This is a genomic window from Streptococcus mitis (assembly GCF_946188375.1).
GTDB lineage: Bacteria > Bacillota > Bacilli > Lactobacillales > Streptococcaceae > Streptococcus > Streptococcus mitis_CX.
The window spans coordinates 33,276-46,627 of record NZ_CAMHUS010000007.1; the positions used below are offsets into that span (position 1 = coordinate 33,276).

At 42.4% G+C, this 13,352-nt stretch carries 13 protein-coding genes; 12 read left to right on the top strand and 1 reads right to left on the bottom strand.

Features of this window, described 5'->3' with window-relative positions:
- Nucleotides 1-45: 45 nt before the first annotated feature.
- Entirely contained in the window at nucleotides 46-2,163 is a 2,118-nt protein-coding gene (locus N8M16_RS07220; RefSeq protein ID WP_261069928.1) for an LTA synthase family protein, read from the bottom strand.
- A 149-nt stretch (nucleotides 2,164-2,312) separates the two neighbouring features.
- Between N8M16_RS07220 and N8M16_RS07225 the strand changes: the two genes are divergently transcribed.
- The 12 genes from N8M16_RS07225 (at nucleotide 2,313) to N8M16_RS07280 (ending at nucleotide 13,349) form a co-directional block, all read left to right on the top strand.
- Nucleotides 2,313-3,476, top strand: a complete 1,164-nt coding sequence (locus N8M16_RS07225) for a class I SAM-dependent rRNA methyltransferase (RefSeq protein WP_238095411.1) — start codon at nucleotides 2,313-2,315, stop codon at nucleotides 3,474-3,476.
- Nucleotides 3,473-4,150, top strand: a complete 678-nt coding sequence (aroD, locus tag N8M16_RS07230; RefSeq protein ID WP_000767764.1) for a type I 3-dehydroquinate dehydratase — start codon at nucleotides 3,473-3,475, stop codon at nucleotides 4,148-4,150. Before N8M16_RS07225 ends, aroD begins: the two co-directional genes overlap by 4 nt.
- Nucleotides 4,140-4,994 carry a shikimate dehydrogenase gene (locus tag N8M16_RS07235; protein ID WP_238095413.1) on the top strand — a complete coding sequence of 285 codons (855 nt, stop codon included), beginning with the start codon at nucleotides 4,140-4,142 and terminating at the stop codon, nucleotides 4,992-4,994. Before aroD ends, N8M16_RS07235 begins: the two co-directional genes overlap by 11 nt.
- Nucleotides 4,995-5,012: 18 nt before the next feature.
- Nucleotides 5,013-6,080 carry a 3-dehydroquinate synthase gene (gene aroB / locus N8M16_RS07240; RefSeq protein ID WP_049499661.1) on the top strand — a complete coding sequence of 356 codons (1,068 nt, stop codon included), beginning with the start codon at nucleotides 5,013-5,015 and terminating at the stop codon, nucleotides 6,078-6,080.
- A gap of 9 nt (nucleotides 6,081-6,089) precedes the next feature.
- Entirely contained in the window at nucleotides 6,090-7,256 is a 1,167-nt protein-coding gene (gene aroC / locus N8M16_RS07245) for a chorismate synthase (RefSeq protein ID WP_049502175.1), read from the top strand.
- A gap of 9 nt (nucleotides 7,257-7,265) precedes the next feature.
- Nucleotides 7,266-8,369, top strand: coding sequence for a prephenate dehydrogenase (locus N8M16_RS07250; RefSeq protein ID WP_261069897.1), 1,104 nt, complete (start codon nucleotides 7,266-7,268; stop codon nucleotides 8,367-8,369).
- A 10-nt stretch (nucleotides 8,370-8,379) separates the two neighbouring features.
- On the top strand, nucleotides 8,380-8,961 hold the full coding sequence (locus tag N8M16_RS07255) for a hypothetical protein (RefSeq protein WP_084950333.1): 582 nt from the start codon (nucleotides 8,380-8,382) through the stop codon (nucleotides 8,959-8,961).
- 53 nt (nucleotides 8,962-9,014) lie between these two features.
- On the top strand, nucleotides 9,015-9,353 hold the full coding sequence (locus tag N8M16_RS07260; protein WP_084950335.1) for a YlbF/YmcA family competence regulator: 339 nt from the start codon (nucleotides 9,015-9,017) through the stop codon (nucleotides 9,351-9,353).
- 91 nt (nucleotides 9,354-9,444) lie between these two features.
- Nucleotides 9,445-10,728, top strand: coding sequence for a 3-phosphoshikimate 1-carboxyvinyltransferase (aroA, locus tag N8M16_RS07265; protein ID WP_223340141.1), 1,284 nt, complete (start codon nucleotides 9,445-9,447; stop codon nucleotides 10,726-10,728).
- Nucleotides 10,721-11,197, top strand: a complete 477-nt coding sequence (locus N8M16_RS07270; protein ID WP_261030126.1) for a shikimate kinase — start codon at nucleotides 10,721-10,723, stop codon at nucleotides 11,195-11,197. Before aroA ends, N8M16_RS07270 begins: the two co-directional genes overlap by 8 nt.
- Nucleotides 11,194-12,042, top strand: a complete 849-nt coding sequence (gene pheA, locus N8M16_RS07275) for a prephenate dehydratase (protein WP_261069898.1) — start codon at nucleotides 11,194-11,196, stop codon at nucleotides 12,040-12,042. The genes N8M16_RS07270 and pheA overlap by 4 nt, the downstream gene beginning before the upstream one ends.
- On the top strand, nucleotides 12,039-13,349 hold the full coding sequence (locus N8M16_RS07280) for an LCP family protein (protein WP_261069899.1): 1,311 nt from the start codon (nucleotides 12,039-12,041) through the stop codon (nucleotides 13,347-13,349). Before pheA ends, N8M16_RS07280 begins: the two co-directional genes overlap by 4 nt.
- Nucleotides 13,350-13,352 lie beyond the last annotated feature (3 nt).

Consider the following 13,352-nt stretch of genomic DNA (forward strand, 5'->3'; position numbering starts at 1 on the left):
AAATTTTATAAAAAGAAATGCTCCTCCAAGACGGAAGAGCATTTTTTATTGTGATTTTGATTCAGTTTCTGCAGACTCGGGGTGGAGTTCTTGGTAACTTGGAGCTTTGAAAAGGTCAGTACTGGTTTTACCTTGTCGTTGGCTAAAGAGGCTAGTTGACTGACTTCCCTTTTCCTGCTCAATCTTTTGCAGAATTGGTAAAGAATTGAGGTAAGAAATACTTTCTGTATCAACTTTTCCAAGATGATCTGCTTGGTAGAAACGTATCAAATCACCAGTTTGAATCTGGTCGCTGATTTTTAGCTGTTGACTAGCTGCTTGACGAACAATTTCTAGTTCAGTCTGAGCTTGTTCATCAAGATTGCTGATTTCAAGACCGCTCTCAGTGTAGTAGGTTCGTCCGTCATAACTGGTGTATTTTGGTGTGACGAAGGAATTGGCAGTTCGAAAGGCAATGATTTCTTGATGATCTGGAGACAGAAGGTCTTGGCCGACTTGAAGGAAGGAATTGGACTCAATACCAAGGAGGTGTTCGAGAGTCGGTAAGATATCGATTTGTCCACCGAAGGTATTGATGATTTGTCCCTTTTCATAGCCAGGCATGACCACCATAAAAGGCACTCGTTGCAACATGGCATTGTCGTAATTCGACCAGTTCTCAGAAGTCTTGCCAATCAAGGGAGCCAGGTCAGGATTGCGGGAATTGGAAATGCCATAATGGTCTCCGTAGATGACGATGATGGATTTTTCATAGAGGCCACTTTCTTTGAGATAGTCAAAGAAGGCCTTGATAGCACTATCCAGATAGTTAGCTGTTTGGAAGTAGCCGTTGATGGTTTCATCTTTGGTTTTAGCCAAGGGGAAACCAAGCTCATCGCCTGTCAGATTGCTAGCATAGGGATAGTGATTGGACACCGTGATATACTTGGCATAAAAAGGCTGCTGCAAATGCTCTAGATATTGGATAGAATCTTTCATCATGATTTTATCATTTAAACCATATTGGAAAGAATTGCTACTGTCTTGCTTGGTGAAGTAGGAAGCATCAAAGAAGTATTGGTAGCCCCATTGTTTATAGGTCGTATTTCGATTCCAGAAGGTCCCGATATTACCGTGAAAGACGGCACTCGATTGATAGCCGTTTTTTGATAGGATAAAAGGAGCTGCCTGCTGGGTATTGGTACCACCGTAATTGACCATAAAGGAACCTTGGTCAAGTCCAAACAAGCCAGTTTCTAGCATGGTTTCTGCATCTGAGGTCTTACCAGCCTTGACTTGGTTAAAGATATTCGAAAAGGCTAGGGTTGATTGCGAATGGTAGAGGGAATTAAGGAAGGGAGTGACTTCATGATCAGTTCCATCTATGTTGAGTTTATAGTCCAGTAGGAACTGCTGAAAACTCTCTAAGTGGAGATAAATCACATTTTTCCCTTTGGCAAGGCCAAAATAGTCTGGATTGGGCTTAGCAGAATGTTCTTGAATATAGTCTGTGATAGGTTGAAGATCAGTCTCAGAGGCCTTGGCACGTTCTTTGTTGGCACTGTAGGATTGGTTGGCACTATAACCTAAAAAGGCTGGCAAACTAAGGGCACGAACAATATAATAATTAGAAAATCCTCGTGACAGGAGATCGGGACGCTCAATTTCAGCCAAGAAAAGGTTAGCTGAAAAGAGCAGGGCCGAGAGAGCAGTGATGGCAACACTGGGGCGGAATTTGAAAGGTCTCCTATCCAACTGGATGAGCTTCTTATAGAGAAGATAAGCCAGCAATGGGAAATCCATAAAATAGATGAAATCCCAAAAGCGTAGTAACTCTAGTTCTGCAGTACCAACAGACACCTTGCTGACCACCTTCATGGTATTAGCCGTGATAAAGTCGCTAAATTCTCGATAGTAAAAGACATTGGAATAGAGCCAAATGAATAAAAGGCTGTAAATAGCTATACTAAGACTGTAAAAGGCCTTGGTTGAGCGAGCATAGAGGGCTAGAGCCAGCAGGAGGAGTCCCAAAGGAAGGGGATTGAAAAAAGCGATAAAGGCAAGGTAATTCCCTTGCAGCTTGCCCACTTGAATATCTAAATTGAAGTCAACGGTATAGGCTAATAAGGTTTTGAGCCAATAGAGGATTAAAAGGGTTAGGACAAAACCCAGTCTGGTACCCATGGCTTTTTGGATTTTGTTAAAATTGATTCTCACACAATTACTTCCTAAGTTTTTATTAGTATTAGTATACCATTTTTTAAAACTAGAGTAAAAAAGCAAGGGTAGTTTCTTTTTTGAGAATTGTCACAAAATTTGCTATAATAGTGACTATGAATAGAATAAGAGTCAACAAACGGGTTGAAAAAAAGCTTTCAAAGGGGCTTGTTTTACTAGAAGCCAGTGATCTTGAGAATGTCAATCTCAAGGATCAGGAAGTAGAAGTCCATAGTCAAGATGGAAACTTTCTTGGTACTGCCTACCTTTCTCAGCAAAACAAGGGCTTGGGCTGGTTTGTTAGCAAAGACAAGGTGACCTTCAATCAAGCTTTCTTTGAAACGCTGTTTAGACAAGCTAAAGAAAAGAGAAGTGCCTACTATCAAGATGATTTGACAACTGCCTTTCGTCTCTTCAACCAAGAGGGAGATGGTTTTGGCGGTCTGACAGTGGACCTTTATGGCGACTATGCTGTCTTTTCTTGGTATAACTCTTATGTATATCAGATTCGCAAGGTTATCTCAGAAGCCTTTAGACAGGTTTTTCCTGAGGTTTTAGGAGCATATGAGAAGATCCGTTTTAAGGGTTTGGACTATGAATCTGCCCATGTTTATGGTCAAGAAGCACCCGACTTCTTCACTGTTTTGGAAAATGGTGTCCTCTATCAAGTCTTTATGAATGATGGCTTGATGACAGGGATTTTCCTAGACCAGCATGAAGTTCGCGGTAGTTTAGTGGATGGATTGGCTATGGGTAAATCCTTGCTCAACATGTTTTCTTATACAGCAGCCTTTTCAGTAGCTGCAGCCATGGGAGGAGCTAGCCAGACAACTTCTGTTGATTTAGCCAAACGTTCACGAGAATTATCTCAAGCGCATTTTCAGGCAAATGGAATCAGCACCGACGACCATCGTTTCATAGTCATGGATGTCTTTGAGTATTTCAAATATGCTAAGCGAAAAGACTTGACCTATGATGTGATTGTCCTAGATCCGCCTAGCTTTGCTCGGAACAAAAAACAAACGTTCTCTGTGGCCAAGGATTATCACAAGTTGATTTCCCAGAGTCTTGAGATTTTAAATCCGGAAGGGATTATTATTGCCAGTTCCAATGCTGCCAATGTATCCCGCCAGAAATTTACAGAACAAATTGATAAAGGCTTTGCAGGAAGAAGTTACCAGATTTTAAACAAATACGGTCTTCCAGCAGATTTCGCCTATAATAAAAAAGATGAAAGTAGTAATTACCTCAAGGTGATTAGTATGAAGGTTAGTAAATGAAATTAATCGTTTCAGTAATGCCAAGAAGTTTAGAGGAGGCTCAGGCTCTGGATGCCACGAGGTATCTGGATGCCGACATCATTGAATGGCGTGCCGACTATCTGCCTAAAGAAGCGATTTTGCAGGTAGCTCCAGCGATTTTTGAAAAATTTGCAGGTCGTGAGTTGGTTTTCACTCTGCGAACTCGCTCTGAAGGGGGAGAAATCGACCTTTCTCCAGAAGAATATATCCATTTAATCAAGGAAGTGGCGCAACTCTATCAACCAGACTATATTGATTTTGAGTATTACAGCTACAAGGATGTTTTTGAGGAAATGCTGGACTTCCCAAATCTCGTTTTGAGTTACCACAATTTCCAAGAAACACCTGAAAATATGATGGAAATCTTGTCAGAGTTGACGAGCCTAAATCCAAAACTTGTTAAGGTTGCAGTGATGGCTCACACGGAGCAGGATGTCTTAGACTTGATGAACTATACACGAGGCTTTAAAATCCTCAATCCTGAGCAGGAATATGTGACGATTTCTATGGGCAAGGTGGGCAAGGTCTCTCGTATCACTGCGGATGTGACAGGTTCTAGCTGGTCTTTTGCTAGTCTAGATGAGGCTAGTGCTCCTGGGCAGATTTCCCTAGCTAACATGAAAAAAATCAGGGAGATTTTGGATGAAGCTTGATGGCTATACACGTTTAGCTGCAGTTGTTGCCAATCCTATTAAGCATTCTATTTCCCCCTTTATTCACAATAGTGCCTTTGAGGCGACAGCTACCAATGGTGCTTACGTGGCTTGGGAGATTGAAGCGGGTGATTTGGCAGAAACAGTGGCCAATATTCGTCGCTACCAGATGTTTGGCATAAACCTGTCCATGCCCTATAAGGAGCAGGTGATTCCTTATTTGGATGAGCTGAGTGACGAAGCGCGCTTGATTGGTGCGGTCAATACGGTTGTCAATGAGAATGGCAATTTAATTGGATATAATACAGATGGCAAGGGATTTTTTAAGAGCTTGCCTTCTTTTACAATTTCAGGTAAAAAGATGACCCTGCTGGGAGCAGGTGGTGCGGCTAAATCAATCTTGGCACAAGCTATTTTGGACGGCGTCAGTCAGATTTCGGTCTTTGTTCGTTCCGTTTCTATGGAAAAAACAAGACCTTATCTAGACAAGTTACAGGAGCAAACAGGCTTTAAAGTGGACTTGTATGCTTTAGAAGATGTTTCTGAACTGCAAGCAAGGATTGCTGAGTCGGATTTACTGGTCAATGCGACAAGTGTAGGGATGGATAGTCAATCATCTCCAGTTCCTGAAAACATTGTCCTATCAGAAACTCTTTTAGTAGCTGATATCATTTACCAACCTTTTGAAACACCATTTTTGAAATGGGCTAGAAGTCAGGGGAATCTAGTTGTCAATGGTCTGGGAATGTTGCTCTATCAAGCTGCAGAAGCTTTTCAACTGTGGACAGGAAAGGAAATGCCAACAGAAGAGATTTGGCAGTCCTTAACAGAAAAATACCAATAAAGAAAGGGAGATTCTCCTATGAAAATCAGAATCGATATTCCTCATCATCCTTATGATATTCAGATTGAAAAAGGCTGTCTGGCTCAGGCTGGTCAATGGTTGCGAGAACTCTGGCAACCACAAAAGGTAGTCATTGTGACAGACAACCATGTAGCTTCTCTTTATGCAGAGAAGGTCAAGCTCAGCCTAGAAGATGCTGGTTTTCAGGTAGCAGTTTTTGACTTTTTAGAAGGGGAAGAAAGAAAGAATTTAACCACTGTCCAGAAAGTCTATGAATTTCTAGTTAAGCAGGGGTTGACTCGTAGCGATGGAATCGTGGCTCTCGGAGGTGGTGTCGTTGGAGATCTGGCTGGTTTCGTAGCCTCTACCTATATGCGGGGGATTCATTTTGTTCAGATTCCGACCAGTTTGACTGCCCAGGTGGATTCTTCTATCGGCGGAAAGACGGGCGTCAATACTCCATTTGCTAAGAATATGGTGGGTACCTTTGCCCAACCAGACGGGGTTCTGATTGATCCACTTGTTCTTGAAACTCTCGGAAAAAGAGAGTTGATTGAAGGAATGGGTGAGGTTATCAAGTACGGCTTGATTGAGGATCCAGCACTTTGGGCTCTCTTGACGGAGCTAGATGGTTCTGTAGAGAGCATTCTGGAACATGCAGAGACTTTAATTGAACATTCTTGCCAGGTTAAGCGTAAGATGGTAGTTGAGGATGAGTTGGACAATGGTGTTCGCCTTTACCTCAATTTTGGCCATACTATTGGTCATGCTATTGAAGCAACGGCCGGTTATGGCAAGGTCATGCATGGAGAAGCTGTTGCCATGGGCATGGTGCAGATTTCCAAGGTAGCTGAGGAAAAAGGCCTTATGCCAGCTGGCATAACTCAGTCCATTACAGATATGTGTCAGAAATTTGGCTTGCCTGTTGATTATGAAAACTGGGATGTTGACAAGCTTTATCAGGCTTTGACTCATGACAAGAAAGCGCGTGGCAATACCTTGAAATTGGTCTTGGTACCAGAGCTCGGTTCAGCGACTATTCACCCAGTTTCTCTGGAAGAGATGAAAGACTACTTGGTAAAATAAGGAGAGTGTATGAGATATTTAACTGCAGGAGAATCACACGGCCCCCGTCTGACGGCTATCATTGAAGGAATTCCAGCTGGACTCCCTTTGACAGCAGAGGACATCAATGAGGATTTGAAACGTCGTCAGGGTGGATATGGCCGCGGTGGTCGTATGAAGATTGAGAGTGACCAGGTTGTCTTTACTTCGGGTGTTCGCCATGGGAAGACGACAGGGGCTCCTATTACCATGGATATCATCAATAAGGACCACCAAAAATGGCTGGACATCATGTCTGTGGAGGACATTGAAGACCGCCTTAAAAGCAAACGAAAAATCACCCATCCTCGTCCCGGTCACGCCGACTTGGTTGGGGGAATCAAGTACCGTTTTGACGATTTGAGAAATTCTTTGGAGCGTTCATCTGCCCGTGAAACCACCATGCGGGTGGCAGTTGGGGCAGTAGCCAAACGCCTCTTGGCTGAGCTGGATATAGAAATTGTCAACCATGTCGTAGTCTTTGGTGGCAAGGAAATCGATGTTCCTGAGAATCTCACGGTTGCTGAGATTAAGGAAAGAGCTGCCCAGTCAGAAGTTTCTATTGTCAACCAAGAAAGGGAACAGGAAATCAAGGATTATATTGACCAAATCAAGCGTGACGGTGATACCATCGGTGGGGTTGTGGAGACAGTCGTCGGAGGTGTTCCAGTTGGTCTTGGTTCCTATGTCCAATGGGACAGAAAATTGGATGCAAGATTGGCCCAAGCTGTTGTTTCTATCAATGCCTTTAAAGGGGTTGAATTTGGCCTTGGATTTGAAGCTGGTTACCGCAAAGGTAGCCAAGTTATGGATGAAATTCTCTGGTCTAAAGAAGACGGCTATACTCGCCGTACCAACAATCTGGGTGGCTTTGAAGGTGGTATGACCAATGGGCAGCCCATCGTTGTTCGTGGAGTCATGAAACCCATTCCTACTCTCTACAAACCACTCATGAGTGTGGATATCGAAACCCATGAACCCTACAAGGCAACTGTGGAGAGAAGTGATCCGACTGCTCTTCCAGCAGCAGGAGTGGTCATGGAAGCTGTTGTGGCAACGGTTCTGGCACAAGAAATCCTTGAAAAATTCTCATCAGACAATCTAGAGGAATTAAAAGAAGCGGTAGCCAAACACCGAGACTATACAAAGAACTATTAAGGAGTTCCTATGGCAAAAACAGTCTATATCGCAGGTCTTGGATTGATTGGAGCCTCGATGGCACTTGGTATCAAACGCGGTCATCCAGATTATGAAATTTTAGGTTATAATCGCAGTCAAGCTTCGAGAGATATCGCCTTGAAAGAAGGCATGATTGACCGTGCAACGGATGATTTTGCCAGTTTTGCTCCTTTGGCAGATATCATCATTCTCAGCTTGCCAATCAAACAAACCATTGCTTTCATTAAGGAATTGGCCAACTTGGACTTGAAAGAAGGGGTCATTATTTCAGATGCTGGTTCAACCAAGTCAGCCATTGTGGATACGGCGGAGAACTATTTGGCTAGCAAGTCGATTCGTTTTGTAGGAGCCCATCCTATGGCTGGTAGTCACAAGACAGGGGCTGCTTCTGCGGATGTTAATCTCTTTGAAAATGCCTATTATATCTTTACGCCTTCGAGTCTGACAGGTCAGGACACGCTTGAGGAAATGAGGGACTTGCTTTCAGGTCTTCATGCTCGCTTTATCGAGATTGATGCCAAGGAGCATGATCGAGTCACTTCTCAGATTAGCCATTTTCCTCATATTCTGGCTTCCAGTCTTATGAAACAGACTGCTGTTTATGCTCAAAAGCATGAGATGGCAAGACGCTTTGCGGCGGGTGGTTTTCGAGATATGACTCGAATTGCGGAAAGTGAGCCAGGTATGTGGACTTCCATTCTCTTGTCCAATCGTGAGACTATTCTAGACCGCATTGAGGATTTCAAGGAACGGTTGGAAGCGATTGGGCAAGCCATCAGCAAGGGAGATGAAGAGCAAATCTGGAACTTTTTCAATCAAGCGCGTGAGCAACGTCAGGCCATGGAAATCCATAAGCGTGGTGGAGTGGATAGCTCTTATGACCTCTATGTCGACGTTCCCGATGAAGAAGATGTTATCCTGCGGATTTTGGAACTGCTACGTGGAACTTCCTTGGTTAATATTCACATCAATGAGGAAAACCGTGAGGATATTCACGGGATTCTACAAATTTCATTTAAAAATGCTCAAGACTTGGAACGAGCCGAGCACCTCATAACAGAAAATACCGACTATACAGTCGTCATTAAATAAGGAGAAAATCATGCCTAAAATAGAGCTTAAATTCATATTTGGTGTTATCTTTATTTCTTTTATCCTACTTAGTGCTTGTGCTGTTAAAAAAGATGTGAAAAGCAATTCAGAAGCAAGTGTCGAGACAAAAAACGAATCTTCCAAGAAGGAAACAAGTTCAGAGAAAACCAATTCAAAGTATGTAGACGATAGAATTATTAATGAGTTTATCAATAGCTATAATCAACATTCTAATAGCCCATTAGAAAATATCAAAAAAGGAAATATAAAAATAAAATATTTCGCATCAAGCTACGGATACTACTTGGAACTTTTACATGCAAATGATACTGATAAAATCAATGTAACAATTAATCAGACAAATGAAAATAGTGAATCTGGTGTTGCGGGAATGAAAGAAGTATTTTATGATATTGTTAAATCGATTGAATCATCCTTATCTGATGATGAGATAAATAACTATTTTGATAATCTTATGTCAAATGAAATAAAAACAGGTTCTAATTTAGGAACTTTGAAGATAGAGTATATACCAGATAAGGAATTAAGCAATGGACATTCAAGAGGTCATATAAAAGTGATTGCACAATAATAAAGACCACAGAGTGACTATTAATTTTAAAAGAAATAAATAAGGAGAAAATCATGTCAAATATTTACGATAGTGCAAACGAACTCAGTCGCGGCCTACGCGAATTAGCAGAATATAAGGCTGTTAAAGCAGCTAAAGATGCGATTGCAGCAGATGCTGAGGCAAGCAAAATCTTTACAGAATACGTTGCCTTTCAAGAGGAAATTCAAAAACTAGCACAGACAGGTCAAATGCCAGATGCTTCCTTCCAAGCTAAAATGGAAGGCTTTGGTAAACAGATTCAAGGAAATAGTCTCTTGTCAGAATTCTTTACCAAGCAACAACAATTGGCAATTTACCTTTCTGACATTGAAAAAATTGTTTTCGAACCAGTTTCAGAATTGCTAAAATAAGAAAATAACTATCATAAAGTCAGGAATTTTTAAGGAATTTCTGGCTTTTTATGATAAAATAGGTAAAAGTATTGCAAGTATGAGGTCCAGTATGAAACTAAAAACAAACATTCGCCACTTACATGGCAGTATCCGCGTCCCAGGTGACAAGTCTATCAGCCACCGTTCTATTATCTTTGGAAGTTTGGCTGAGGGTGAGACTAAGGTTTATGATATTCTGCGAGGTGAAGACGTTCTTTCAACCATGCAGGTTTTTCGTGACCTTGGTGTTGACATTGAGGATAAAGATGGGGTTATTACTATTCAAGGTGTGGGTATGGATGGCTTAAAAGCGCCACAAAATGCCCTTGATATGGGAAATTCTGGAACCTCGATTCGCCTGATTTCAGGTGTCCTTGCTGGTGCAGATTTTGAAGTTGAAATGTTCGGAGATGATAGTCTTTCCAAACGTCCTATGGACCGTGTGACGATTCCTCTGAAAAAAATGGGTGTCAGCATTTCAGGGCAAACTGATCGAGACCTGCCTCCTCTTCACTTAAAAGGGACGAAAACCTTAACACCTATTCACTATGAATTGCCAATCGCCTCTGCCCAAGTCAAGTCAGCCTTGATGTTCGCGGCCTTGCAGGCTCAGGGTGAGTCAGTGATTATCGAAAAAGAGTGCACCCGTAATCATACTGAAGATATGTTACAACAATTTGGTGGTCATTTAAGTGTAGACGGCAAGAAAATCACAGTTCAAGGGCCACAAAAATTGACAGGACAAAAGGTGGTCGTGCCAGGAGATATTTCTAGTGCAGCCTTTTGGCTAGTCGCAGGATTGATTGTTCCAAACTCTCGTCTAGTGCTGCAGAACGTGGGCATTAATGAAACGCGTACTGGTATTATTGATGTCATTCGCGCTATGGGTGGAAAATTGGAAATAACTGAAATCGATCCAGTCGCTAAATCTGCTACCTTAACTGTTGAGTCTTCAGACCTGAAAGGAACAGAGATTGGTGGTGCCTTGATTCCACGTTTGATTGATGAATTGCCCATTATTGCTCTCCTAGCGACCCAAGCTCAAGGTGTAACGGTTATTAAGGATGCTGAGGAACTCAAGGTCAAGGAAACAGACCGCATTCAGGTGGTAGCAGACGCCTTAAATAGCATGGGAGCAGATATTACTCCTACAGCTGATGGGATGATTATCAAAGGGAAATCAGCCCTTCACGGTGCTAGAGTCAATACATTTGGTGATCACCGTATCGGCATGATGACGGCTATCGCAGCTCTTTTGGTAGCAGATGGAGAGGTGGAGCTTGACCGTGCAGAAGCCATCAATACCAGCTACCCTAGCTTCTTTGATGATTTGGAGAGCTTGATTCATGGCTAAGGTGTTATTAGGCTTTATGGGGGCTGGCAAATCGACTATTGCAAGAGGCTTGGACCCTAATTACCTTGATATGGATGCTCTGATAGAGAAGCGCTTAGGTATGTCCATTGCGGATTTTTTTGCTGAAAAGGGAGAAGGTGCCTTTCGTCAGATAGAGTCAGAAGTCCTAGACGATTTACTACAAAGGGACCAAGTTGTGTCAACTGGTGGAGGAGTGGTCATTTCTCAACGAAATCGTGACTTGCTCAAGACCAATTCTGATAACATCTATCTGAAAGCCGATTTTGAAACCCTCTACCAACGCATATCAGCTGATAAGGACAATCAGCGTCCGCTTTTTCTAAATAATAGCAAGGAAGAATTAGCATTTATTTTCCAAGAAAGACAGGCTTGGTATGAGGAAGTGGCTAGTCGGATTTTGGATGTGACCAAGCTAAGCCCAGAGGAAATTATAGAGGAACTGAGATGAAAATTGCTTATCTAGGTCCCAAGGGATCATTTTCACACCACGTTGTGCAGACAGCTTTTCCTCATGAGGAATTGCAGGCCTTTGCCAATATTACAGATGTTATCAAGGCCTATGAGCAAGGCCTGGTGGACTATTCTGTGGTGCCAGTAGAAAATTCTATCGAGGGTAGTGTTCATGAAACTTTGGACTACCTTTTTCATCAGGCTCGCATTCAAGCAGTAGCAGAAATCGTTCAGCCCATTCATCAGCAGTTGATGGTGGTCCCAGGTCACACTAAGATTGAAAAGATTTTTTCTCATCCACAGGCTTTGGCGCAAGGAAAGAAATTCATCGATGAACAGTATCCAGATGCTCAAATTGAGGTGACAGCCAGTACAGCCTATGCGGCCCGCTTTATTTCCGAACATCCAGACCAGCCTTATGCAGCTATTGCCCCTAGAAGTTCTGCAGAAGAATATGGCTTGGAACTGATTGCAGAAGATATTCAGGAAATGGAAGCCAATTTCACACGTTTCTGGGTTCTGGGAGCTGAAGGTGCGGCTATTCCTTTGAAAGCACAAACTGAAAAAATGAGTTTGGCCCTGACCTTACCTGACAACCTTCCCGGTGCACTCTACAAGGCCCTGTCGACTTTTGCTTGGCGAGGAATTGACCTGACAAAAATTGAAAGTCGTCCACTCAAGACAGCACTGGGAGAATACTTTTTCATTATCGATGTGGACTACGCTGATAAGGACCTGGTCCACTTTGCCCAAAAAGAATTAGAATCGATTGGAATCCAGTATAAAGTTTTGGGGGCCTATCCTATTTATCCAATATCAGACCATGGAAAGGAGAGAAGATGAGTAAAGAAAATCCCTTAAGTCATCATGAGCAGTTGCGCTATGACTATCTTTTTAAGAACATTCATTACCTCAATGAACGAGAGAAAAAAGAGTTTGCTTACCTGCAAGGTAAGTTAAATATGGCTGGTGGTAGTGAAGGTTCTCCAGAAATTCATGATGAAAATCATGATATGGAAGAGCCTTTCATGGAACCAATCAATCAGTCTCCTCTTCCATCTTATGGTAACCGTAGTCGTGCAAAAAAATACCATAAAAACTATTCTCAACCAAAGGTTAAACCTAAAAAACGTAAGATTCGTTGGGGGCGTATTTTTGCCGGACTGCTTGCCCTTTTAGCCTGTGTCGGTTTTGGCATGATTTTTATGTTCCTAAAAGGCTATTCAAATGCTGATCCAAACAAACCTGCCAATGCAAAGGCAGCTCAAGTAGAAGTTTTTCATGGTCAAGATACCAAGGATGGGGTTAATATTTTGATTATGGGAACGGATGGACGGATTGGCCAAAATAGTGCTGAGACGAGAACAGACTCTATTATGGTACTAAATGTTGGTGGCTCAGATAAGAAAATTAAGCTGGTCAGCTTCATGCGTGACAATTTGGTTTATATAGACGGTTACAGCCAAGTCATTAATGGTAGAAAGCAGTCCGATAATAAGTTGAATGTGGCCTATGAACTAGGGGAACAAGAGGGACAAAAAGGGGCAGAAATGGTTCGAAAAGTCCTAAAAGACAATTTTGACTTGGACATTAAGTACTATGCCTTGGTAGACTTCCAGGCCTTCGCAACCGCTATTGACACTCTCTTCCCAGATGGGGTGACAATTGATGCCAAATTCTCAACCTTAGAAGGTCAACCTTTAACCGAAGCTACAGTCGGAGATGATTTACATGCTACGGAAACAGAGTCACCAACCCAGACTATTAAAGTTGGGAAACAGCAGATGAACGGTTCAACCTTGCTCAATTATGCACGCTTCCGTGATGATGATGAAGGTGATTATGGTCGTACCAAGAGACAACAGCAAGTGTTGACAGCTGTTCTGCAGCAACTTAAGGATCCAACCAAACTCTTTACTGGATCAGAAGCACTTGGTAAGGTCTTTGGCATGACCTCTACGAATGTTCCCTATAGTTTCTTATTGACCAATGGCTTATCCTTCCTAGATGGAGCGCAAAATGGCATTGAGAGATTAACAGTTCCAGAACTAGGTGATTGGGTCGATGCCTATGATGTCTATGGAGGACAGGCACTCTTAGTAGACCAAAATAAATATCAAACCAAGCTCGCTCAAATGGGAATGAGATAAGAT